At 39.8% G+C, this 24,901-nt stretch carries 25 protein-coding genes and 1 other RNA gene; 3 read left to right on the forward strand and 23 right to left on the reverse strand.

The features are described from left to right. Window positions 1-51: 51 nt before the first annotated feature. Window positions 52-564, forward strand: coding sequence for an acyl-CoA thioesterase (locus J7E66_RS26210; RefSeq protein ID WP_215005493.1), 513 nt, complete (start codon window positions 52-54; stop codon window positions 562-564). 42 nt (window positions 565-606) lie between these two features. Here J7E66_RS26210 and J7E66_RS26215 read toward each other — a convergent pair whose 3' ends face one another. The 5 genes from J7E66_RS26215 to J7E66_RS26235 form a co-directional block, all read right to left on the reverse strand. Further along, window positions 607-1,602: a DUF3231 family protein gene (locus tag J7E66_RS26215; protein WP_215005496.1), complete on the reverse strand. Its 996-nt coding sequence runs from the start codon at window positions 1,600-1,602 to the stop codon at window positions 607-609. Window positions 1,603-1,714: 112 nt separating this feature from the next. Further along, on the reverse strand, window positions 1,715-2,689 hold the full coding sequence (locus tag J7E66_RS26220; RefSeq protein WP_215005499.1) for a cation diffusion facilitator family transporter: 975 nt from the start codon (window positions 2,687-2,689) through the stop codon (window positions 1,715-1,717). A 123-nt stretch (window positions 2,690-2,812) separates the two neighbouring features. Continuing rightward, the gene (locus J7E66_RS26225) at window positions 2,813-3,046 is read right to left on the reverse strand and encodes a group-specific protein (protein ID WP_215005502.1); all 234 of its coding nucleotides are present in this window, start codon (window positions 3,044-3,046) and stop codon (window positions 2,813-2,815) included. Between the two features lie 65 nt (window positions 3,047-3,111). Further along, window positions 3,112-4,113, reverse strand: a complete 1,002-nt coding sequence (locus J7E66_RS26230; protein ID WP_215005505.1) for an AI-2E family transporter — start codon at window positions 4,111-4,113, stop codon at window positions 3,112-3,114. A 96-nt stretch (window positions 4,114-4,209) separates the two neighbouring features. Beyond that, window positions 4,210-5,229 (reverse strand): polysaccharide deacetylase family protein, encoded by a 1,020-nt coding sequence (locus J7E66_RS26235; protein WP_215005508.1) that lies wholly within the window; start codon window positions 5,227-5,229, stop codon window positions 4,210-4,212. A 505-nt stretch (window positions 5,230-5,734) separates the two neighbouring features. Between J7E66_RS26235 and J7E66_RS26240 the strand changes: the two genes are divergently transcribed. Continuing rightward, the gene (locus tag J7E66_RS26240) at window positions 5,735-6,202 is read left to right on the forward strand and encodes a hypothetical protein (protein WP_215005511.1); all 468 of its coding nucleotides are present in this window, start codon (window positions 5,735-5,737) and stop codon (window positions 6,200-6,202) included. A gap of 41 nt (window positions 6,203-6,243) precedes the next feature. On the opposite strand, the gene J7E66_RS26245 is transcribed toward J7E66_RS26240, so the two are convergent. The 3 genes from J7E66_RS26245 to J7E66_RS26255 form a co-directional block, all read right to left on the reverse strand. Then, window positions 6,244-6,630, reverse strand: a complete 387-nt coding sequence (locus J7E66_RS26245) for a 2Fe-2S iron-sulfur cluster-binding protein (protein ID WP_308162594.1) — start codon at window positions 6,628-6,630, stop codon at window positions 6,244-6,246. A 3-nt stretch (window positions 6,631-6,633) separates the two neighbouring features. After that, entirely contained in the window at window positions 6,634-7,482 is an 849-nt protein-coding gene (locus J7E66_RS26250; RefSeq protein WP_215005514.1) for a family 1 encapsulin nanocompartment shell protein, read from the reverse strand. Window positions 7,483-7,701: 219 nt separating this feature from the next. Beyond that, on the reverse strand, window positions 7,702-8,274 hold the full coding sequence (locus J7E66_RS26255; protein WP_215005517.1) for an IMEF encapsulin system ferritin-like cargo protein: 573 nt from the start codon (window positions 8,272-8,274) through the stop codon (window positions 7,702-7,704). Window positions 8,275-8,470: 196 nt separating this feature from the next. Here J7E66_RS26255 and J7E66_RS26260 point away from each other — a divergent pair, with 196 nt between their 5' ends. Beyond that, window positions 8,471-9,160: a spore coat protein gene (locus tag J7E66_RS26260; protein WP_215005723.1), complete on the forward strand. Its 690-nt coding sequence runs from the start codon at window positions 8,471-8,473 to the stop codon at window positions 9,158-9,160. 119 nt (window positions 9,161-9,279) lie between these two features. Here the strand turns inward: J7E66_RS26260 and ssrA are convergent. From ssrA to J7E66_RS26335, 15 genes are all read right to left on the reverse strand, one after another. After that, window positions 9,280-9,637: a transfer-messenger RNA gene (gene ssrA / locus J7E66_RS26265) on the reverse strand. Between the two features lie 184 nt (window positions 9,638-9,821). After that, window positions 9,822-10,289: an SsrA-binding protein SmpB gene (gene smpB / locus J7E66_RS26270; RefSeq protein ID WP_168245642.1), complete on the reverse strand. Its 468-nt coding sequence runs from the start codon at window positions 10,287-10,289 to the stop codon at window positions 9,822-9,824. 92 nt (window positions 10,290-10,381) lie between these two features. Beyond that, the gene (gene rnr, locus J7E66_RS26275) at window positions 10,382-12,748 is read right to left on the reverse strand and encodes a ribonuclease R (protein ID WP_215005521.1); all 2,367 of its coding nucleotides are present in this window, start codon (window positions 12,746-12,748) and stop codon (window positions 10,382-10,384) included. Window positions 12,749-12,774: 26 nt separating this feature from the next. Further along, entirely contained in the window at window positions 12,775-13,521 is a 747-nt protein-coding gene (locus J7E66_RS26280) for an alpha/beta hydrolase (RefSeq protein WP_215005524.1), read from the reverse strand. A 135-nt stretch (window positions 13,522-13,656) separates the two neighbouring features. After that, window positions 13,657-13,890 (reverse strand): preprotein translocase subunit SecG, encoded by a 234-nt coding sequence (secG, locus tag J7E66_RS26285; RefSeq protein ID WP_088089548.1) that lies wholly within the window; start codon window positions 13,888-13,890, stop codon window positions 13,657-13,659. A 145-nt stretch (window positions 13,891-14,035) separates the two neighbouring features. Further along, on the reverse strand, window positions 14,036-15,334 hold the full coding sequence (gene eno, locus J7E66_RS26290) for a phosphopyruvate hydratase (RefSeq protein WP_088089549.1): 1,299 nt from the start codon (window positions 15,332-15,334) through the stop codon (window positions 14,036-14,038). 37 nt (window positions 15,335-15,371) lie between these two features. After that, window positions 15,372-16,904, reverse strand: a complete 1,533-nt coding sequence (gpmI, locus tag J7E66_RS26295; protein WP_215005527.1) for a 2,3-bisphosphoglycerate-independent phosphoglycerate mutase — start codon at window positions 16,902-16,904, stop codon at window positions 15,372-15,374. Next, on the reverse strand, window positions 16,897-17,658 hold the full coding sequence (tpiA, locus tag J7E66_RS26300; RefSeq protein WP_215005530.1) for a triose-phosphate isomerase: 762 nt from the start codon (window positions 17,656-17,658) through the stop codon (window positions 16,897-16,899). The genes gpmI and tpiA overlap by 8 nt, the downstream gene beginning before the upstream one ends. Window positions 17,659-17,866: 208 nt before the next feature. Beyond that, entirely contained in the window at window positions 17,867-19,051 is a 1,185-nt protein-coding gene (locus J7E66_RS26305) for a phosphoglycerate kinase (protein WP_215005534.1), read from the reverse strand. 152 nt (window positions 19,052-19,203) lie between these two features. Beyond that, window positions 19,204-20,211, reverse strand: a complete 1,008-nt coding sequence (gene gap / locus J7E66_RS26310) for a type I glyceraldehyde-3-phosphate dehydrogenase (RefSeq protein ID WP_088089553.1) — start codon at window positions 20,209-20,211, stop codon at window positions 19,204-19,206. Between the two features lie 52 nt (window positions 20,212-20,263). Beyond that, entirely contained in the window at window positions 20,264-21,286 is a 1,023-nt protein-coding gene (locus tag J7E66_RS26315) for a sugar-binding transcriptional regulator (protein ID WP_215005537.1), read from the reverse strand. 128 nt (window positions 21,287-21,414) lie between these two features. Further along, window positions 21,415-21,696, reverse strand: coding sequence for a glutaredoxin family protein (locus J7E66_RS26320; protein WP_251033145.1), 282 nt, complete (start codon window positions 21,694-21,696; stop codon window positions 21,415-21,417). Continuing rightward, complete coding sequence (gene rpoN / locus J7E66_RS26325) at window positions 21,693-23,015, reverse strand: RNA polymerase factor sigma-54 (RefSeq protein WP_215005540.1); 1,323 nt, start codon at window positions 23,013-23,015, stop codon at window positions 21,693-21,695. Before rpoN ends, J7E66_RS26320 begins: the two co-directional genes overlap by 4 nt. A 239-nt stretch (window positions 23,016-23,254) precedes the next feature. Next, window positions 23,255-23,470 (reverse strand): DUF3231 family protein, encoded by a 216-nt coding sequence (locus J7E66_RS26330; protein ID WP_215005543.1) that lies wholly within the window; start codon window positions 23,468-23,470, stop codon window positions 23,255-23,257. 139 nt (window positions 23,471-23,609) lie between these two features. Continuing rightward, window positions 23,610-24,617, reverse strand: coding sequence for a DUF3231 family protein (locus tag J7E66_RS26335; RefSeq protein ID WP_215005546.1), 1,008 nt, complete (start codon window positions 24,615-24,617; stop codon window positions 23,610-23,612). Window positions 24,618-24,901: the final 284 nt, after the last annotated feature.

The raw sequence follows: 24,901 nt of genomic DNA on the forward strand, positions 1-24,901 counted from the left end.
GAAAGTTAGTGATTTGGGTAAATTATAATAAACAGTTCTTGGAGGGATTGGATGGAAGCAAAAACATGTAATGAATCTCGAGTCGTGAGAACGAGTCGGATTTTTCCTAATGATGTAAATAACCATAATACCTTGTTCGGCGGAAAGTTAATCAGTGATATTGATATGATTGCTTCTATTTCGGCAGTAAGGCATTCCAGAGCGGAATGTGTCACTGCTTCAATTGATTCGGTCGACTTCCTTAGTCCAATTACACCGAAGGATTCAGTTTGTATCGAAACGTTTGTCTCGTCAACAGGGTCTTCTTCCATGGAGATTTTCGTCAAAGTAATTGCGGAGAACCTGATGTCCGGGGATAGAAAAATTGCCGTGACTGCCTTTTTAACCTTTGTTGCATTGGATGACAATGGGAAACCGACAAAGGTTCCAGGAATCATCCCTGAAACCGAAGAAGAGAAAAAACTATTCGAAACAGGAAAAGAAAGAGCTGAAAAGCGGAAAGAACACAGAAAAAGCAGTAAAGAGCTGGCAAGTGTACTGACCCTACATAAACCTTGGGAATAACAAAAGCAGAAGCCAAAAAAAGGTTCGCGAAATTCGCGAACCTTATAATTTCTGTAGATCCCTTCGACTAGGTGCATGAGGAGGCAGCTGGGCCCAGCCCCGATCGACCATTAGATCAAACCCTTTAGCGGAATACACCAAAATATCTAAAATGTACTTTTGATAATAGGCAGACAGGTCTGATCTCATTGATAATGATAACGCATGGCCAATAAGCGTGATATCAATTGCGTTCAATGAATGGAAAAGCGTAACCACCAGCCTATCGGAAAAAGGAGAAACAGTTGAATCCGTCACTTCTACACTTGTTGACACATTCCCAAGTAGTTCCTCTCTCATAAGGATATCATTGAAGGTAGTGATTTGCTTTTCAGATATTTTCTTACCTTCCTCAATAAAATTATGTATCTCCTTGTCTGATACCACTTGAAGTAACCCCATACATAGAAGAATTGAAAAATAATTCCGCTCCGTATTAAAAAAGATTTCTGTAATTTCAGCCACGTTTAACGGCCTTTTTTTCCCGAATCCACTTATATAAGACAGTTTTTCAATGTATTCCACTTTATTTGGATAAGGGATCATCGGCGGGCGGTCATAGATTCCCTTTGAAAGCATAAGGTTAGTGGATTGCTGATATATCACCGAAGTTTGCTGAACCATCGTCACAAAAAAATCCATCACATCTTCTCTTGCCGTATTTACCGTGATAAAGCCCATGTTAATCATACTTATCCGGCTCATCGAATAAACGAAACTGAGGCCAAACATATCATAAAATAATGGCGGGGCAGATAAATTAATATCCTTTTCTGAAAATCCATCAGGGATTGGAATGCCTTCATTATTAAAAATGGTCGTGATTTTCTGAACATGTCCCTCAGAAATTTCATATGCTTGTTGTAGAATTTTTTTAATCTCTTCATCTTGATTGTGATGAAGAAAATATGTAAGTAAACAAACAGACATATTCTCCTGAATATACGTAGCCCATAATCCCCCGATTTCCGCACTGGTCAACCGTATATTGTGTTCCACCTTATCTAACCTCCTAAATAGCTCTTTAAGAATAGAATTCCACTTAATAAGCGCTTTATTCGTTCTTTAAAGACTGAAGGTTTCCAAGTTGATTCATATACAAGGGCATTCTCTAATCTGTAGCTGATTCACTGCGAGCCTTCCAACTCATCACTCCGTCTTCTTCATCAATCTCAATGGTGACATCGACGACACCTTTTTCTGCCATAATCTTTTCGTGTAAACGGTCTTTAATATTATCAGCCGCGGCCACCGTTAATTTTGGATCGACCTCGATTTCTAACTCCACATGCAGGTCCTCACCCTCTTTAATAACAGTTATCCCTTGAACATCTTTGACATCAGGGTCCTCCATAACAAGAGTTCCGATTTTATTCTCCATCTCTTCATCTGCTTGACCAAGGACTCCTGCCGCATTATCCAAAAAGACTCTTCCAACAACAAAGAGCATCATCCCACCAATAAGCATCGAGGCCAATCCCTCTATTTGATGGAAGGCAGTGAAGTGAGAAATGACAACAGCAATAATCGCCAACGAACCACCCAAGGTTGCAACGAGGTCTTCCATGAAAACGAGCTTTGTCGCAGGTTTAGCTCTTCCTAAATTAGCAAAACTTTCAGAAAAAATTCGAAGCCCGCTCGCCTCAACCTCAATCTCATGCAAAATCTCTTTCATTGCTTTAAATAAAACAAACGTTTCAAGAAGCGTCGAAACGGCTAAAACTACTAAATTAATGATAAAACCGCCCGACTCTGTAGGATGTACAACATGGTGGTAGCCTTCTTTTATGGTTTCAAATGCCATAATTCCGACAATTAACACAGCACCCAAAAGAACAAGATTCACTAAGCGCCCGAACCCATTTGGATATTTTTCAGTCGGTGCCTTCTTACTTAAGGCGGAGCCGATAAACACAAAAAACTGGTTCGCAGCATCACCCAGGCTGTGCATCGTTTCAGCGAACATCGCCACATTGCCTGTAAACATAAAAGCGACACCTTTTATAATCGAAATGATCGTATTAATTATTGCCGCCAGCATGGCAGATTTATTGCCACGTTTTAATAATTGCAGTAGTTCGCCCATCATATCCTCTTTTCTTTGTTAAACTTTGCTTTTCTTAATATTTTCAAATACAAGCGATTTCATTATAAATTTTGGTTATGTAAAATAAATCGGGCCCCAATTTTTCATAGGGGCCCTCCTTACTTATACGTTCTTCAGCACCAAATATAAGCGGTTGTTCCTGTGAGTTTGTTCATCTTCTGGAGCTAAATCGTATTTTTTCAGCAAATGGAACACCTCGTTTAAAAGGTCCTGTGTATGCTCTTTTTCAAAGAATTGATTAAATAATGGCTTCATATCTTCAGGTAAAAAAGCAGCAATAGATACGTATTTACTTTTTACATCTTCATGGGTATGGTCTAGCTTGCATTCGCTCAAACTTACATCCTCCTTAATGGTTTATACCCTTAGTATAAACAAAAAAGCCCAACAAATGGGCTTTTTTATGCCTTCTTATTCTCAGTCACCTCTAGTACATCCAAAAGGAAAACAAAGACAGGAATTCCGACAATCAATCCCCAAACACCAAAAAAGTGCTCGGAGAATATCAAGACAAGGAATGTATAGAAAACAGGAAGGTTTGTTTTTGAACTCATTAAATTTGGATTGAGAATATACGCCTCAATACCATGAATAATCATAATGGCAATGCCGACATATAGGACTTTGATCAAACCGCCAATACTATAAGCAATAATTGCAAGCGGAATTAAAGAAATAATCACACCTGCAACAGGAATAAGACCCAAAATAAAAATCAAGATAGATAACCCGCCAAGCTGTGGGAAATCCAGGATCCATAAGGAGATGGTTGTCAAAATACAGTTCACAACAGCAATGATTAGTTGTGCTTCAATCACTTTACCAAACGTTCCAACAAACTTTCGTCCAAAAAATTCAATTTCACTGTAAATGGGTGAAACTTTACTGGTTCTAAATTTCTTTGTAAAGGCAATCAAACGCGGCTTTTCCAACAGAAAGAACAAACTCATTAACAGAGCCAATAAAATTTGCAAACCAATTTTACTAATATCAGTAAAATATTTAAATACAAAGGTAAAGCCTTGCTCTAAATAGCTTGAGATTTTTATTTCTTCCATTCGACTCATTATATAATTCAGCACAATATTATCATGCTTAGTTGTATAAAAGGCGGTTAATTGTTTGATTAATGCGGTAATTTCACCTGCAATCATTGGAAGATACATGACCAATCCATAAGAAAGCAAACCGACAATACTCGCATACGATATTACAACAATTAACTTTCGGTTAAGCGGAATTTTCCTTTCAATGAATTGGACTAACCGATCCATTAAAAAAGTAAGTATGAACGTTAGTAAGATTAGATTAATCATTGACTTCATTGCATAAATAGCAATGGCAATTAAGACAAAAATTAATATTCTCTTGAAACCGGTGCTCTGCAATAGTTTATTCATCATAGCCCTTTATCGATCCCCATTATATTCACTATAAATCACATGAAAGAATTTTTAATATATGGTTAGTTTACCAAATCTGCAGATATTTGTCTTATCTCAAAATTGGATTGGAGTAGTAGTATTTTCAATTGGTTTACCTTCAAAGCCTTGTTTCTTTAAATAGTCTAGAAGTAATGGTAAATAAGCAAGAGTTTCCTTTCGCTCATGTAAAAGGATGACTAGCGGTCCATTATGGTCTTTCTTTTGGTTTATTTGGTTGATAACGCTGTTGACATAGCGTTTATCCTTATAGTACCAATCCTTACTATCAATATTCCAGTCCCACATCAAATACCCATTTTCCTTGACGGCCTTTTTATACTCGTCTGTCATGTTTGGTACGCTGCCATAGGGTGTTCGCATAATAAAAGAATTGACACCTGACACTTCCTTTAAGGTGTTACGGTTTTGGGTTAATTCACTAAGCACTGATTCTTTAGATTTATAAAATTTCTTTTGACTGTGAGATACACTATGTAGTCCAAGCGTTTCACCCGTCTTGGTCATTAATTTAACCGCTTCAGGATATCTCTTTATATTCCCATCAATCATAAAGAATGTTGCTTTAAATTGATACTTTTCAAGAAGCGCAATTATCTTATCGGAAAAAGCTGCTGGACCATCATCAAATGTTAAATAGACAATTTTCTTACCACTAGTTCTTGGTTGTGTATTTTTTGGTTTAGACGGAGCTGCAATGGATTCCTTTGTCGGTGGTTGAGAAGTAGTTTTATCTTTTGTGGTGGGGTGTGCCACAGCTTTATTTGTAGTATGATTGTTTGGCACCTTACTAGTCTCTCGTTCTTGCTGATTACTCCATATCACGGCTTTGTCTTGTTGCTTTCTTATTAATTCTTTTTCCAATTTTAAATCGTTTGTGTTCCGTACAATCATCTCCGCTGACACATTTTTCTTTACAGGTAGATTAGTAACTTTATTTTTTTGATGATTTTTAGATTCATCACCTGCAGCTTTTGCTTGAAAATAATTACTAACAAATATCCCTGTAAACAAAAAAACAACGGCAATGACAGCAATTAATGTCCCCTTCGACCAACCGCCTTTAAGTTTCCCCATCGATCAATCCCTCTTTGATGTTTATTATTTTTCTTTCTCCATTATAGACGAAATTTTGACCAAAGTGTTACCAAACTATGAAAATATTACAATATTAATAAAAGGTGAATATCGGTATAAAACATGCTAAATTTTTGCTAACCTCAGGAAGGAAGATGGGTAGTCTTAAGCTGTATATGTTGATTTGCACTTATTGCTCTCTCTCACTCGCCACTGCGTTTATGACGGGATTTTTCCTTATATTAGGTCAAGGCAATAAGGACATAGGTTCGGAAAAGACAAAAGCCCAATTTCTCAAGGAGAATTGGGTCTTTGTTTAAGGATTGGTGATGTTGTTACAAGAGGTTTTGCATTTCTTTGGAAGGGCAATCTATCATAAATCGGAAGGACGTTCACTCATTTTTTGTTCAAACAACCTCCACAATTTGGTGCCTGACACCCATTGACAATGATTCTCATTATCTATAATATAACGGTATAGAGATTAATTGGAGGGGGATACAACATGTTTAACATGCTATATGGGTTGAAGGATATTCACACGGTTATTTCAAATCAACGTAAAATCGGCGGTGCGGCTGAGGCTGATTCGATTCGGTTATCATCAGGTGAAACCTATCTAAACCCTGTGTTTACTAATGTTGATATCTCAAAAGGTCATTATGTTTCTGTTGGTTTCATTGATCAAGATGGTGCAAATGTCATTGTTCATGTCGATCAGATCGCTATTATTAAAGGCTTGCAGCACAAATTAATTTGTCAGCTCAATAATACTTATATTAAACAATATCTGTTGCACGATACATTGAAATATTTACAAAAGTTATGTGAAGTGAATGAAGGTTTCGTTACGAGTTCATTTAAAAAAGAAGCGCTTAAACTTGTACGTGATATCAGTGTAAAAGAATTGAAAAACCATAATGTTTCGCTTCCATTCCCTGTTGAAGATAAATTAGTTCAATTATTTGCTTAATAAAAACGCGGTCCGCCTTGTGCTGGACCGCGTTTTGCTATTTATAGAATGACAGCTTGGCAAGCCAATCGATAGCCATTGTTTAATTCGTTCCCTAGCTTGATATGCTCTTGTTCATTTGGCTTCGATAGTCCTGAACCTTGCAGGACCTGTACGGTACATTGTCCGCAGGTTCCTTTTTGGCATTTATATTTGATTTGCTTCCCTTGGTTTAGGGCGGCATCAAGCAACTTTCCTTTAACAGGTGTTATTTCGAATTTATTCTCGCCTTGGAGCACGATTATTTTTTCAGAGTAAGGTTCTTCCCTAATCGCATGGGATTGCTGTTTAGGTTCTTCTTTTTCAAAAAGGGTACTTGCGGGTGGGTGCTGTACAGGCGCCAATGAACCCGGAATGAGTGAGCCAACCGTAAAAACTCGTTTGTTCACCCGTTAATCCCCTATTGCCTCGAGTGTGCAAATTGCCCCTGGACGCTTAATTCTTAATACTACAGTTTCATATACACGGAAAGGGTGATTCATCCCTTCCTGGCCCATGTAGGCTGTATCAAAATCCTCTGATACGGCAAGATCCAGGTTATTTCGGCCTGTATTAAGGATCACTCCCGTTTTCCCTTTTAAAACTGGTGATTGGAACACGCCATCTGTCACAAGCTCACGAATATGTTCAATTTCTAAGACATTGGTATCTTTATGGACACGATGTATTAGCGAATAAAGCTCTGGTGCTAAGACGAGTGCAAACGGTCCATGATGGTTCATTTCGAGCAGTTTATTCCTTGCATCGACAATATCCTGAAATGCGGTTCCTGATTCATACCATTCACCAATCAAGTGCGTCAGCCGTCCTTGGACATTCATTATTCCAGGGATATCAAATTCTTTTGCTCCGTGAAAAATCATCTGGTCTTCCAGATTAGCGACGTCTCGAGCAGCATTTGCAGCTGGTGAAAAATCAATTGGAATATCGAGTACCTTGGTTTGTTCTATGTCGCGCCAATATAGGATGAAATCCTTGTAGAGTAAAGGAATCGTATGGTTTACCCGTTTACTTGTTTCGAATGTGGTATCAAAAGATCCCTGGAAGTCCATTTTCGCTTCTTGGTTTTCGATAAAGATGTCATTTGAGATGCTTTGCATGCCTCGTCCGAGCGGGCCATATAGTTCGATAAAACGACGGCCTATCAACTGTCTGCGTGCTGTTTCGATGACCGTTTTGTCTAATTGGGAGAATTCTTGGTCTGTTATCGGTGAATCCGGAAATAATTGCGATTTGTTCATGTTTCGATCCTCTCTTCATTTCGTTTTTATTTTTAGGTTAGTTTTATAGGTGTGGATTCCGCTGAGTCTGGGATTTATTCCGCCGATTGGATCGGGGATTCCGCCAAATCAGGATGGAATTCTGCTAAACTTGTTCGAGATTCAGCCAAGTTCTCAACTTATTCCGCCAAACATCATAAATCGTATGAGTTTAAGTCTATTTACTTATGTAAGTACTACCTAAATTAAGCTCCCAACAGTAAACCCCTTTTTATATTTAGCTGAAGACACGACTGGGACAGCAGCCGATGTTGTACCAGATCGGTCTAAGTGGTCATGATCGTGATCATGATGGGCATGCGGGTCTATGTAGTCATTATCGAAACGTTTATTAATCTCCAGTAACATCGCCTTTACTTGCTGATAATCCCGGTAGGATACTTCCCGTAATTGGTTAAGCATCGTGCTGCGTTCCATATCGGTAAAGCGAAATAGGGCTAAATCGAGATGTTCCACAAAATTATGTAACCCGAATTTTTCGAGGTTCAACTCTTGCAAGAGCCGATTAAATTCATTATTGGTCGGTGCAAAATCTTTCTCGTCTTTTTCCCTTTCAAATTTACTGATCAGCGGAATCAGCTCTACTAATCGGGAAAGCCGCTGCTCCTCTTCTTCAAAAATATGATGGTAGTAAAGTCGTTCATGGTCATCGGTAGCGTTCTGAATGACCGGATCCAACATATTCATAAATTTTTCAATCGCATCTTTGGTTGTCGTAAAAATTTGATAAAAAATCTTTAATTCCTCTTTCATATTAAGCACCCCTAGTTCCTCAACTACTGTCATTATTGACGCTAGCGTGCGCTTTTAATACCTATTTAGCTTTAATTAGTTTGCGTTTTGTAACAATCATGTGACTGCTTAATAAGTGTATTTACGAGAATAACCCTTCTTCAATGAAACATAATAATATGGTTACACCAATACCTTTAGGAGGAGATAAAAAATGATGCAAAATCAACAGGGGCAAATGCACCAAAACATGCATACAGGGAATATACCTCAACAATTAAATCACGGCGGCCATGAAGTGTTCGATGTCCATGAGGTACTATCAGGTGCAATAGGGACATTAGACCAATACATGATGTTACGCCAACATGTAAAAGACCCAGAATTACTTGATATTCTGGATCGCCAATATCAATTTATGCAGGATGAATATAACATTACTTTAGAATGTTTCAAATCGGGACAAGATCCTTCCAAACGAACTCAAAGCTATAAAATGAACCAAGGAAATGACTTTATTTATGGGTTAAAACCATCCCAGCCGAAAAAGCCGCTGCAATCCGTTTCTGAGCTTACTGATGAGTGTATTTCCAGCATGATGCTTGGATCTGTAAAATCAGGTGCATCGATGAAGACTATGGCAGCTTTAGAAGTTACGAATCCAGTTGTCCGTCGTGTGCTAGCTGACTCTGTTCCGAATTGCATTGAAATGGCCTATGAAATCTCGATTTATCAAAATAAACACCATTACTATCAAGTACCACAGCTTGCCGAGCAGGATATGAATCAACTGCTTAATGCCTTCGCCCCTGCACAAGGAATGCCTCAAACTAACAATATGAACATGAATGGAAATATGAATATGAACATGAATGGAAATATGAATATGAACAACATCAATCATTAAAATGATGTCATCATAAGACAAAAAGCTACCCTTTCTTATCATTTTGAATGAAAGAAAGGATAGCTTTTTTCAGATATAAAAAAAGACCAGCATTTCTGCTGGCTTTTCTTTCCACTATGTAGTGGAGACGGTGGGAGTCGAACCCACGTCCAAAGATATCGCCACTTAAGCTTCTACGAGTGTAGTCGATATATTGGTGTTTCGCTGATTCTTCTGCATATCGACCGGCGTCCGGTCAGCTAGCCTGGTTGTTCTCTTCCTTCATCCTCAGGCGGTGGAATCCGGCGTAGCCCACTTAGAGTGAGTCCCTTACCCTACCACATGGGCAATGGAGGGAGGAACCGCTATGCAGTATTAAGCTGCGAAAGCGAGGTTGTTGTTAGTTTTGCCAGTTATGGCTTTGACGTTTTAACGAGGCCGATCCCCTCGACTCGCGACCTAAGCTCAAACTACCCCTGTCGAATCCGTAGCGTCCCCATTATAAAAGGAGCTGCAATCTAGTTAAAGATTAAAGCTGTAGACGTTAGGAAGCTCAACAATGTTCTTTGAGCAAATGTTACCGTCGCTCTCTTGGCGACAAACTTATTATAACACACTGTAGGAATTTTTCAATTGTAAGTATCTGTAAAATAATTTCCAATTCAGCAACTGACGATTCAGATTACATCTTCTGACGATCACGGAAGGCACGTTCGATTTCACGCTTGGCTTCTTTTTGCTTTAAGGATTCACGCTTATCATAATTCTTCTTACCTTTTGCGAGCCCAATTAACACTTTGCAAAAACCATTTTTCAAATAGAGCTTTAATGGAACAAGCGCATAACCTGCTTCCTTTGTTTCACCAATTAACTTACTAATTTCACGTTTATGTAATAGCAGTGTCCGTGTTCTTAATGGGTCGTGGTTAAAACGATTTCCCTGCTCATAGGGGCTGACGTGCATCCCGAATAGAATGGCTTCTCCATTTTGGATCCGTGCATAGGAATCCTTTAGATTTACTTTTCCGGCCCGAATCGATTTGATTTCTGTTCCCTGCAAGACAATTCCAGCTTCGTAGGTTTCTTCAATAAAATAGTCATGGTAAGCCTTTTTGTTTTGGGCAACCACTTTTCCTTCACCTTTTGGCATTTTTCTCACCTCGTCTTAAAATTTATTTTAGCAGAATATAGAAGCTACTACAATTGAAAGAGAGCCCCACATGGAAGGCTCCCTTAACGCTATCATTTATTTTTACGCTTTGTACTTTTGTTTTTTGGCACATTATCATAAAATTTACGTTTCTTCTTCACTTTATTACCTTGACTGCTGCCGCCTTCAGACTTTGCATTGGAATTGCCGCCTTGACCACGACCGCCGCCGCCTTGCTGTTTATTCCTCCGTGGCTTCTTGGTATCGCTGCCCGTACTGAAAACCTTTGGTGTTTCCGATCGTTCGCGACGCGGTGTACCCTTCATGCCCACAATTTCAAAATCAATCGCACGTTCTTCTTTATTGACTTTTACTACTCGAATGGTAATTTCATCGCCGATCCGGAACACATTTCCGGTTCGTTCGCCAATCATCGCGAGGTGGCGCTCATCGTAACGATAGTAATCATCCGTCATATAGCTGACATGGACGAGGCCTTCAATCGTATTGGGCAGCTCCACAAACATTCCAAAATTGGTGACAGAGCTGATAATGCCGTCATACTCCTCGCCAATCTTGTCTTCCATGTACTCTGCTTTCTTCAAATCGTCCGTTTCTCGTTCGGCATCCACCGAGCGTCGCTCCATTTTTGAAGAATGATCCGCAATTTCAGGTAAGCGAGCATTCCATTTTTCCTGAGTGGTTGAATCCAGCTTTCCTTCGATTAAGTAGGTCCGGATTAAACGATGAACAATTGTATCCGGATAACGGCGAATCGGCGAAGTAAAATGGGTATAGAACTCTGTTGATAAACCAAAATGTCCAAGACTTTCTGGATCATATTTGGCCTGTTGCATCGAACGAAGCATAACCTTCGAAACAACCATTTCCTCAGGCTTTCCTTGAACCTCTTCAATAATCTCCTGAAGAGCCTTAGGGTGGACATCATTTGCTGTCCCTTTTACAATGTAGCCGAAATTGGTGATAAACTCGAAAAATCTACGTAGTTTATCCTCCTTCGGATCCTCGTGAATACGGTAAATAAACGGAACTTCCATCCAGTGAAAGTGCTCTGCCACGGTTTCATTGGCGGCAAGCATAAACTCTTCAATTAATCGTTCAGCCACCGACCGCTCACGAAGCACGACATCGGTCGGCTTTCCATCTTCATCAACTAGGACCTTTGATTCCTTAAAATCAAAGTCGATAGCTCCCCGCTTCATCCGTTTGTTTCGTAAGATAGCGGCCAGCTCTTCCATCATTTCGAACATGGGTACAAGCGGTTCGTATCTAGCTCGCGTTTCTTCATCATGTTCAGCAAGAATCATATTTACAGCATGATAGGTCATCCGTTCGGTTGTCTTAATTACACTTTGAAAAATTTCATGCGAAACAACGGCGCCCTCTGAGGTAATTTCCATTTCGCAAGATAGTACCAAGCGGTCTACCTTCGGATTTAAGGAACAGATTCCATTCGATAAGCGATGGGGAATCATCGGGATGACTCGGTCGACTAAATACACACTCGTAGCCCGTTCTTCCGCTTCCAGGTCAATTGGCGTGCCTTCTTTTACATAATAGCTAACATCTGCGATATGAACGCCAAGCTTATAGTTGCCGTTCTCAAGTCTTGTTACAGTTACTGCATCATCAAGGTCTTTGGCATCGGCCCCATCAATCGTGACAATCGTTTCATTTCGAAGATCGCGGCGATTGGCTAATTCACTTTCATCAATGGTGTCAGGCACCTCGTTGGCTTGTTTTAACACCTCGTCTGGGAAGGCCATTGGTAAGCCGTGCTTATGTATGACTGAAAGGATGTCCACACCCGGGTCGTTTTTGTGTCCGAGAATGGTAATGACTTCGCCCTCTGCACTTTTTCGCCCTTCTGGATACGTAACCAGCTTAACAACAACCTTATGTCCCTCGACTGCCCCTTTGGACGCTGCCTTTGGAATAAAAATATCACTCGCAAATTTTTTATCATCCGGAATGACAAAGCCAAAGCTTTTGCTTTCTACATACGTTCCGACAATTTGCTGCACACCGCGTTCAATGATGCGGATAATACTTCCTTCCCGGCGCTGCCCCGCGCTTTCAGAAGAAACACGCGCTAAAACGATATCACCATGCATGGCTGTGTTGGTTTCATTTGGCGGGATAAAAATATCATCCATCCCTGGCTCATCTGGTGCGACAAAGGCAAATCCTTTCGCATGACCGATGAGCTTTCCGCGGATTAAGTTCATTTTCTCCGGAAGTCCGTAACGGTTGCTTCGCGTTCTGACAACTAAGCCCTTTTCCTCCATTTGCACGAGTGCTTTCACAAACTCCTTAAAATCACTAGAATCCTGGATGCCAAAGGCAGTTTCAAGTTCCTGCACGGTTAATGGTTTGTATGCTTCATCCTTCATATATTGTAAAACCTTATCAATATGCTTTTGTATATTATCTTCCAAACTAATCCTCCTTTGTGGGTGCTTTATTAATCGCGCCAGTCGAGCTTTTCTAAAAAGGTATAGACATCCTCATGCAATTGTTCCCGTTCTTTGTCGAGCGTGATCACATGACCGGATTCTTCATACCATTTCAGTTCTTTCACAACTGATTCGATTTCATTGTAAATAATGTTGGCACTTTCTGTGTTTATCATTTTGTCATGACGCGCCTGAACGACAAACGTGGGCGCATAAATCATATCCACATTTTCACGCACATCTGCGATCAATGCCTGTAAGGCCTTTAACGTTTGCATTGGTGTTTTCTTAAACTCATTCATTTCCATTTCTATTTGCTCGTCTGTTTTTCCTTCACGTTTTTTAAATTCACGGGCATAATCGAGAATTCCTTCGTACATGACCTCTTCACTTTTTATATGCATCGGTGCGCACATCGGTATAATGGCTTTTATAGGTACAGTGTAACCCAATTTCAAGGAAAATACGCCCCCAAGTGATAATCCAGCCACGGCTATATCTGAGTGACCTTGATTTTTTAAAAACTCATATCCATTTATCACATCCTGCCACCAATCCGATGGTCCTGTATGAACAAGCTCTTCGGGTGGAACTCCATGACCCTTATAGTGTGGAGCATGACAAGTATAGCCTTTTTTTTCTAAAAAACGTCCTAGCATGCGAACATCCGCTGAATTTCCGGTAAAGCCATGCAAGAGGAGTATAGCTCTTTTTCCTCCTTTGAAAGTAAATGGCTTAGGTATAACAACTTTCATGATAAAAACTCCCTTAATATCAATTCATTTAGTTTAGTTTTAACAAAGCAAGGGTGAACATTCCAGAAAAAAGCTTATGTTTTTATAAAACAAACAAAAAACCTGGCGCTTGAGGCCAGGTTTGAGTGTAAATAATTAGATTTTAAAGTAAGTTACTGCGATAGAAAGCAGGATAAATAATACTGCTAATACAATCGTAATACGATGTAGAATCAAGTCAAGTCCTCTTGCTTTTTGCTTGCCGAATAGTGATTCAGCACCACCTGAAATGGCACCTGATAATCCAGCGCTTTTACCTGATTGAAGTATAACAACACCAATAAGTCCGATACTTACAATTACTAATAAGATTACAACTAATGTATGCATAAAGGCCACCTCCTGTTAGACGTACAATTCACAGTATATTAAATTTACCACATATTGTCCCTTTAAACAATAGTCGTGATTGTGTCTTATGGAATGATTAAAAAGGCACACATCCGAAAATGTGTGCCTTTGATATCGTGAAAAATTATTTGCTTAGGTTATAGAATGTTTTCTTCCCTAAGTATTGAGCTGTTTCACCTAATTGGTCTTCAATGCGAAGCAATTGGTTGTATTTTGCGACACGATCTGTACGAGATGGCGCACCAGTCTTGATTTGACCAGCATTTGTAGCAACAGCGATGTCAGCAATGGTGTTGTCTTCTGTTTCACCAGAACGGTGAGAGATAACAGCAGTGTACCCAGCACGTTTTGCCATTTCAATCGCATCAAATGTTTCAGTAAGGGTACCAATTTGGTTAACTTTGATCAGGATGGAGTTACCGATTCCTTTTTCAATCCCCTCTGCAAGTTTACGTGTATTGGTAACAAATAAATCATCACCAACTAATTGAACTTTTTTACCAAGGCGTTCAGTTAAAAGCTTGTGACCTTCCCAGTCATTTTCATCCAAACCGTCTTCGATTGAAACGATTGGGTATTTAGATGACAGTTCTTCGTACCAATCAACCATTTCTGCAGAAGTCTTCACAACGCCTTCGCCAGCAAGATGGTATTTTCCATCTTCCTTGTTGTAAAACTCAGAAGATGCAGCATCCATTGCAAGCATAACTTCTTCACCTGGCTTGTAGCCAGCTTTTTCGATTGCTTCAACAATGGTTTGAAGAGCTTCTTCATTTGATCCTAGGTTTGGAGCGAAACCACCTTCGTCACCAACTGCTGTGTTAAGGCCTTTGCCTTTAAGAACAGATTTTAACGTATGGAAAATTTCTGCACCCATACGAAGCGCTTCTTTAAAGTTTGGAGCACCAACAGGCATAATCATGAATTCTTGAATATCTACGTTGTTATCAGCATGTTCCCCGCCGTTAACAATGTTCATCATTGGCACTGGAAGCTGCTTCGAATTGAAACCGCCAAGGTATTGATATAAAGGAATATCTAAGTAATTAGCTGCCGCATGAGCAACTGCCATGGATACACCTAGGATTGCGTTTGCACCTAGTTTACCTTTGTTTTCTGTTCCATCAAGTTCGATTAAAGCTTGATCAACAGAAACTTGGTCAAGAACGCTGAATTCTTCGCCAACAAGATGTGGAGCGATAATTTCATTTACGTTGTCCACTGCTTTTAGAACACCTTTACCAAGGTAACGTTCTTTGTCTCCGTCACGTAGTTCAACAGCTTCATATTCACCAGTAGAAGCACCACTTGGAACCATTGCGCGGCCAAAGGCACCTGATTCAGTAAATACTTCAACTTCAACAGTTGGGTTACCACGGGAATCTAATACTTCACGAGCATATACGTCTGCAATAAATGGCATTTAAAAATCTCTCCTTAAAAATTAAATTGTTTTTCGTTTACTTTATTAATGATGTCCCAGTCATTTCGGCTGGCTGATTAAGACCTAATAAGTCTAACATAGTTGGCGCTAAATCCCCAAGTATTCCACCGTCACGCAATTGAATTCCTTGTTTTGTCACAATTACCGGCACTGGATTTGTCGTATGTGCTGTCATTGGCTCACCTTCAGGTGTGATCACTTCATCAGCATTCCCATGGTCAGCGGTGATAATAACAGATCCGCCTTTTTCAAGAATTAGATCAACTATTTTTCCAAGACACTCATCGACAGTCTCAATTGCTTTAATTGTTGGCTCAAGCATACCTGAATGCCCTACCATGTCTGGATTCGCGAAGTTCAGTAAAATGGCATCAAACTTGTCCTCCTGAATTTCTTTAAGGAGTGCGTCAGTCACTTCGTAAGCACTCATTTCAGGTTGAAGATCATAGGTTGCTACCTTTGGAGAGTTGATTAAAATCCGCTCTTCGCCAGGGAACTTCTCTTCACGTCCGCCGCTCATAAAGAACGTGACATGCGGGTATTTCTCGGTTTCAGCAATTCTCAATTGCTTCATATTATTTTGCGATAAGACTTCACCTAGGGTGTTGTCTAAGTTCGTCGGTTTAAAGGCGACATATCCATCCACAGATTCACTGAAGTGGGTTAAGCACACGAAGAATAAATCTTTCGGATGCTTCGTCCCGCGGTCAAAGGAGCGGAAGTCTTCATTTGTAAATGTATTAGAAATCTGAATTGCCCGGTCCGGACGGAAGTTATAGAAAATAACAGCATCATTGTCCTGAATCGTTGCAACTGGCTGGCCATCTTCTTTTGTGATGACAGATGGGATGACGAATTCGTCAAAAATCCCATGAGAATAAGAATCCTCAACCACTTCTAATGGATTCGTATAGGCAGGGCCATCACCATAGACCATGGAACGGTAAGATTTCTCGACACGCTCCCAGCGCTTATCACGGTCCATAGAGTAGTATCTCCCTGAAATCGTAGCAAATTCACCCACACCGTATTCCTTCATTTTATCCAGTGTCTGTTGAATAAATTTAGCTGCTGTTTTCTGACCGACATCACGGCCGTCAAGGAATGCATGCACGTATACCTTTTCGACGCCTTCTTCTTTTGCCAGTTTCAGCAGAGCAAACATATGTTGAATATGGCTGTGAACACCGCCGTCTGACAATAATCCGAATAAATGAAGGGCTGTTCCATTTTTCTTCACGTGCTCCATTGCACCTGTAAAGGTTTCATTTTTTTCAAATTCACCTTCACGAATGGCAATATTCACTCGTGTTAAGCTTTGGTAAACAATTCGACCGGCACCAATGTTCAAGTGACCCACCTCTGAGTTACCCATTTGGCCTTCTGGAAGACCGACTGCCTCACCTGAAGCTGTTAAATGAGAATGTGGATACTCGCTCCAAAACCGATCAAAATTAGGTTTTTTCGATTGTGCGACCGCATTCCCTTTTGTTTCGCCCCTGCATCCAAAACCATCAAGGATGATGAGAGCAACTGGAGATTTACTCATAGCTGCCTGCCTCCAGTAATTGTAAGAAGGATTGTGCTTCAAGGCTGGCTCCGCCTACTAATGCACCATCAATATCTGGTTGTGCCATGTATTCTTTAATATTTTCTGGTTTGACACTGCCGCCATATTGAATTCTTACCGCATCGGCTACGTCTTGCGAGAATTGTTGTGCAACTACTTGACGGATATGGGCACAAACTTCATTTGCATCAGCTGAAGTGGAAGATTTACCAGTTCCAATCGCCCAAATCGGTTCGTAGGCAATGACCGTTTGCTTCACTTGATCGTCTGTTAAACCAGTTAATGCTTTCGCCACTTGGTCTCCAACTAATTGGTTCGTTTCACCTTTTTCACGCTGTTCTAGTGTTTCACCACAGCATACGATCGGAGTTAAATTATATTTGAAGGCTGCAAGTGCTTTCTTGTTTACAGATTCATCTGTTTCATTAAACATTTCCCGGCGTTCTGAGTGTCCGATAATGACATATTGAACTTCAAGGTCAACAAGTGCTTTCGGGCTGATTTCGCCTGTAAATGCTCCGCTTTCTTCAAAGTGCATGTTTTGAGCTCCAATTTTCACATTGCTACCTTGTGTTACTTCGACAAGACTTTGTAAAAATAAAGCAGGCGCACAAATAACGGATTCCATTTTTTCTGGAGTTGGTACAAGTCCTTTTACTTCCTCTGCAAAGCTTTTTGCTTCAGAAAGTGTTTTGTTCATTTTCCAGTTACCTGCAATGATTGGTTTACGCATACTGGCACATCCTTTCATGATTAAAGCGCAAGCGCCCGTTTAGCGGCGTATGGACTGGAGCGCTTCGACTGAGATAAAGGAAACACGGAGAGCGACAGCGATCCGATGTTGACTTATCGTAGGGAGAAGAGCGATGTCCACTAGACGCTGGGTGCTGGAGCTAGATAGTCTTCTTCATTCAAAACTTATACTTTCTTTCTAATAAAAATTATTTATCGTTCAAAGCCACTACACCTGGAAGTGCTTTGCCTTCCATAAATTCAAGGGAAGCGCCGCCTCCTGTAGAGATGTGGCTCATTTTGTCTGCTAAATTGAATTTTTCAACAGCTGCTGCTGAGTCTCCGCCGCCAATAACTGAATATGTACCTTCTGCTTCAGCAAGTGCTTCGGCCACCGCTTTAGTGCCGTTAGCAAACTTATCAATTTCAAATACACCCATTGGTCCATTCCAAATCACTAGTTTTGATTTTTGAATGACGTCACGATAGATCTCAGCAGTTTTCGGTCCAATATCAAGTGCTTCCCAATCAGCAGGAATTTCCTCAATCGCAACTACTTTGGAATTAGCGTCTGCAGAGAAATCATCTGCAACTACAGCATCCACAGGCATATAGAAATTAACACCCTTTGCCTTAGCTTTTTCAATAAAGGATTTTGCAAGATCAATTTTGTCTGCTTCAAGCAGTGATTTTCCCACTTCATGGCCCTGTGCTTTGACAAATGTATAAGCAAGACCGCCGCCAATAATTAAGTTATCGACTAATTCTAAAAGATTTTCAATAACACCAATCTTGTCCTTTACTTTGGCTCCACCGATGATCGCTGTAAATGGGCGTTCCGGATTAGAAAGTGCTTTACCAAGTACATCGAGTTCTTTTTCCATTAAAAGACCTGAAACAGCTGGCAGAATATGAGCAATACCTTCAGTTGAAGCATGGGCACGGTGTGCTGCACCAAATGCATCATTTACATAAACATCAGCTAACTCGGCAAATGATTTCGCCAACTCAGGATCATTCTTTTCCTCGCCAGGATAGAAACGGACATTTTCAAGCAGAAGGACATCGCCTTCCGTCATTGTTTCAATCAACGCGTTTACAGAATCACCATAGGCTTCATCTGCCTTCTTCACGTCTTTACCAAGCAGTTCAGATAGTCTGACACCGGCTGGGGTTAAGCGCATTTCTTCGACTACTTTTCCTTTTGGACGGCCGAAGTGGCTGGCTAAAATCACCTTCGCACCTTGTTCCACTAAGTATTGAATCGTTGGCAATGCTGCACGAATCCGCGTGTCGTCCGTAATTTGACCATCCTGCATAGGTACGTTAAAATCCACTCGGCAAAATACGCGTTTACCTTTTACATCGACATCTTTGAGAGTTTTCTTATTCATAAAGGACCTCCGAAAGTTTGGTATGAAAAAATGAATTATCTAAAATCAGTAAAAAAGGGGAGGGGGGCATATACTCCCCGCTCCCCTTTGGAAAACCTTTGTAATGTTCAACTTCTTATGATTGAAAACCAATCATCGTCCGTTCCGATATATTAAAGTCCTTTTTGTGCAAGGTAGTCAACAAGGTCAACAACGCGGTTAGAGTAACCAACTTCGTTATCGTACCAAGATAATACTTTTACCATGTTGCCTTCAAGAACCATTGTTGATAATGCATCGATTGTCGAAGAAACTTTAGCTCCGTTGTAATCAGTAGAAACTAATGGAAGTTCGCTGTATGCTAGAATACCTTTTAATGGGCCTTCAGCAGCTGCTTTTAATGCAGAGTTAACTTCATCAGCTGTTACTTCTCTGTCTAATTCTGCTACTAAGTCAACTACAGAAACGTTCGGTGTTGGAACGCGAATAGCCATACCGTTTAATTTACCCTTAAGTTCTGGTAAAACAAGCGCAACTGCTTTTGCAGCACCAGTTGAAGTTGGAATCATGTTTTCAGCTGCTGCTCGTGCACGACGGTAGTCTTTGTGCGGCAAGTCAAGAATTTGTTGGTCATTTGTGTATGAGTGAATTGTTGTCATCATACCGCGTTTGATTCCAAAAGTATCATTTAATACTTTTGCAAACGGTGCTAGACAGTTTGTAGTACAAGAAGCGTTTGAAATAACATGGTGGTTATTTGCATCATATTTGTCTTCGTTAACACCCATTACGATTGTGATATCTTCGTTAGATGCTGGTGCAGAGATAATTACTTTTTTAGCGCCTGCTTCAAGATGTTTCGCAGCATCTTCACGTTTTGTGAAACGGCCAGTTGATTCAACAACTACGTCCACGCCAAGATCGCCCCAGCCTAATTGTGCAGGATCGCGTTCTGCAAGAACTTTCACTTTGTGTCCGCCAACTACTAGGTATTCGCCATCAACAGTAACATCTTCTTGTAGAGTCCCGTGAACAGTGTCATATTTTAGAAGATGTGCAAGCATATTTGCATCAGTTAAGTCATTAATTGCAACGATTTCCACATTGCTATTTCCTAAAGCCGCACGAAATACGTTACGACCGATACGTCCAAATCCATTAATACCAACTTTTACTGACATGATAAATTTCCTCCTTTAATTGGGTAAGGATGTTTTTTATTTTAAAAAGGATTTACCCTTTTAATAACTGTCTCGCTGCACCTTCATCTGTGATTAAAATCGTCGATGCTGGTGCTTGTTTTAAGTATGCCTTGATGGCCTTAGCCTTGGAATTCCCGCCTGCAACCGCGATGACATTAGGAATGCCAACCAAATCTTCTAACTGCAGGCCAATCGTAAATACCTTGTGAACAATTTCGCCTTGTTCATTAAAATAATAGCCAAAAGCTTCACCCACAGCTTTGCTGCTTTCAAGCATACTTAGAATCTCAGGATTGGTTTTTCGCCGTTCAGCCATTGTGATAGCATCTCCAATTCCATGAAGAACCATGCTAGCTGATTTAATTAGTTTTAATACTTCATGAATGTCAGGATCTCTGATAAGCGATTCGTAGATATCTGTACTGACTTGATCAGGAACATAGAACACTCGATGTTTGGATTGGGTGTTTCTGGACATAATCGAACAAATCGTATTTGCCTGATTTTGAACATCCTCGCCTACTCCGCCTCTTGCTGGTACAAACAGTAATTCCTTTTGGGTAAGCTCTGGTGATAGTCTTTCTGCGATAGCAGCCATCGTTGAACCGCCAGTTACAGCAATGATATTTTTTCCGCTGAGAAGCTTTTTCATGCAAATAGCACTTGCCTTGCCAAGCTCACCTTTCACCATGGGCGATTCATCACTGTCGCCAGGTACAATGACGACCTTTTTAATGCCCAGCTTGTGCTTCAATTCCAACTCCATCACATCAATACCCTTTAACTCACGCATAAAGCCTTCCAAGTCTTCAAGCAAATTTTTCCCTTCAGGTGTTAAACTCATTCCCACATTATTTGTGTAGATTAAATTTTGCTCCCTTAGGAAATCAACTTCACCGCGAAGGACTCTTTCGGTATACCCGAGACTGACTGCTAAACTCCGTCTTCCTACCGGCTGCATAAAACCAATGTACCTTAGGATAGAATATCTCTTCTGTAAGACCTGCAGGAGGTCGGGTAATAATTTTTTTTGGATATCGATTAATGACTGCATGAATCTCATGCTCCTTTATTATATGTAGTTGGTCCTAAAATGTCCACCATAGACATATTATGTCCCGCTACATTCAAAAAAAATCACCCCTGCTACATTTTTCATTGTAACAGGAGTGAAAAGCTATTTCAACTATTAAAATTGGCTTTTTTTTCATGCAAACGGTTACTTATGTCAAATTTGTTAATTACACCGAATCCTGCTTCTACTCCATCAATATAAACAACTGGGATCATTAAACCATATTGTTCGGTTAATTCATCACTGGATTCAATATCAATTTCTTCTAAGGTAAACTCCGAGTCTTTGTTTAGTTCCAGAAGTGTAGACCTTGCCTTGTCACATAGCGGGCAGCTTCTCCTTGTATATAATGTGATTGTTGTTTGATCCATCATTTTTGTTCCTTTCATTCAAACCTTTTTCTTTTCGAAGAGGAGGGAATTCCCAATTGATCCCGGTATTTAGCAATCGTCCTTCTTGAAACCACCATACCTTCCTCTATTTTTAAATGTTCGACAATTTCTTGATCAGAAAGCGGTTTTTGTTTATTCTCTTTTTCTATTAAAGTCGCAATTTTCTTCTTTACCTGTGTGGAAGATGTATTTTCATCATCCGAAACGGTTTGTATGGTACTTGTAAAAAATGTTTTCAACGCGAACGTCCCAATCGGTGTTTGCACATACTTTTCCCGGACTGCTCGGCTGACGGTGGATTCATGGATATCAAGTTCTCCAGCAACTTCCTTCATCGTCATCGGCACTAAGTATTGTGACCCTTTTTGGAAAAATGAAGCCTGTTTTTCAATTATTTTTGCTACAACCCTTGTCAGCGTCTCTTTACGCTGTTCAATGCTTTTTTGGATCCACTGGTAATCCTGGAGTTTATCCTGTAGAAAGCGGCTTACCTGTTGGTCTTGGTCTTTGAATTTATGATAATACTGCTCATTGAGGCTAATCCTTGGCAGCGATTCATCAGACATCCGTACGGTTAGTCCCTCGCTTGATTGCTCAACGATTGCATCTGGGATAATATAAGTGGTTGCTTCTTTTCCTAAAATGGCCCCAGGCTTAGGATTCAATGTTTGAATTTGATCGTAAACATCTTGTATATCCTTAAGGGTTACCTTTAGTTCTTTAGCAATTTTCTTCCACTTCTTTTCGGCGAATGGAATGAAATGATCGCCGATTATGTTTTGTGCTAGTTCGTTATCTGGATTTAGATAATAAATTTGCATCAATAGGCACTCTTGAAGGTTCCTTGCCCCGATGCCTGCTGGCTCTAGTGTTTGGATAATGGCCAAGCATTCTTCAACTGAATCTTCCATTACCCTTAGGTTTTGGGCGATTTCGCTAAGGTCCCCAAGAAAGTAACCGTTTTCATCTAAATTTTGGATAAGATGGCGTATTACACTTAATTGTTCCACCGATAGGTTCGTTATTTTTAATTGAGACAGTAAATAATCTTCAAGCGAAAATGGTTTGTCAGCTATTTGATCAATCCAGTCCTTTTCCGCTTTTTGGTGTTTGCGACGATTACGGTCAATGAGCGGATTCATTGGCTTGATATTGCTATTTTCAACCTGCAATAGGGGATTTTCAAGTGCCTTATCTTCTAAAAAAGCAGTTAACTCATGGGCAGAGTACTGCAACAATGCAATGGCCTGAGATAGCTCCTGTGTCATCGCCAATTTTAATGTTTGCTGCTGCCATAAACCGGCCTTCAAGTTCATTCGTATCCCCCCTGTTTTCTATTTTACACGAAAGAGGGAATTTCGGGAATGAAAAATGATATTCGATATGTATGTGACTCTTTTAGTTTTGGCTTAGTGGTTTTATTTTTATTTGGATCGATTTTTTGGTTTTGTGCCGATTCCGGGTGGTTTTGTGCAGATTTCATTGTGTTTTGTGCCATTTTCACAAAGTTTTGTGCCATTTTGAATGAGTTTTATTTTTAGAGGGTTTTGTACAATTAGCCATTTATTGGAAGTGTTGATTCAAATATTTCAATGAGTTTTCTGTAAATTTCTACGCCACGCCATAAGTAATTTTTAACTTCTTGGGATTTAGCAACTTGGGAGAACCCCATTGTTAATGATTTACTTAATTGAATCTTTTTCAAATCCCAATAAATATTACTTAACTCAAGACAGTTTAACGGTCTTTTTCCACCAAGTATTCCTTCCATAAAATTCTGCTTTTCAATGAACTCATATTTATTTCCAGGATTGATAAATGGTGGTCTATTACATTATTATTCCTTCCTCAAAAGGATACCTAATGCCTTTAGATGTAACCCTAGACATTTTTTTAGTACCTGTTAGCACCTATTGCTTCGCTAACTCATCCCTGTCAGAAGTCATTGGAGGCTGTTCTAACCATCCATTTTTAATCAGAATGTTTGCACCATCCTCAGCGAACTTTGCTATTTCAGCAGAAAGCCTGACATAGTGCAGACCTAAATCTCTTCTTGGACTCATTGCCATACTTGTAGCATAGAACCCTATACTTAGGGCAATGAGTGATGTAGTATAAAACATCATTAGTTTATCTGAAAAGGTATACGTTGTTGATTCTGTTACTTCGGTATCCCAAGTCATAGGAACAGGAAGGTCGTCCTCTTTTAGAATAGTGCCAAAGATTTCACAATGCTTTTTGGCAATTTCCTTACCCCTAATCAAATATTCAGCAACCTTTTTCGACTGAGCAACTTGACTAAATCCTATTAAGGTAGCCACTCCAAAAGCATTTCTTTGAAAATTAGCAAAAAGATTTGTAATTTCTGTACCTGTTAAAGGTCTTTTTTCTCCAAAAAATCCCTTAAGGAAACTTTGTCTTTTAACAAAATCAATATCATCTGGAATTGGTAAATATGGAGACCTAATATAAAGTCCCTTAGATAATAAGAGTTCCTTTACAACTCTGAGAAATCTAGTCAGTTGTGAAATACACTCATTAAAATAACTATAGATATCTGCCCTAACAGATAATGAAAGATACATACTATAACCTTGCAGGGCAATCTGTGCCGCTTGATGGAGGTAATGCAAAGTATATGAATCTGAGTACAATCTAGGAGCGGATACATCTGCATCCTCGTTAAGTTTAAACCCATATGGTATAGGATACCTTTCTTTATTGAATATTTCAGTTAGTGTTTTAAGATTTCCTTGAGCAATATCAAAAGCCTGTTCGATTAATGGTCTAATCTCTTCATCCTCCACTTTGGCTAAAAAGTATTTAAACTTACTTGAAATAGCAGTATCATTGATATAAGAAGCCCAGAGAGATGTAATCTCTGCAGATGTAAGCCTCACATGGTTTCCTTTGTCCATAAACTAACCTCCATATATACAAACATTCCTTTTTAGTACAAATATCCCCAATATTTACTAAACTATGTAATTGTCTTGAATTACTCAATAAACCGCAGATAAACTCTGAAGCTTTCTGAAAGTCTTTAGAAGGTTGTTCCTGCTGTTAAACCAGTTTTTCCAAACGTTTGTGCTAACTGATTTTCTTCTCGACATAATAATGCCCTCCATTGCGTGTTATTCGTTGCGTGGTACTCACGAATGAAAAGCACCCAAACAAAAAAGTTCCTATGCTTGTACAAAAC

This window comes from Bacillus sp. ISL-7 (assembly GCF_018613065.1).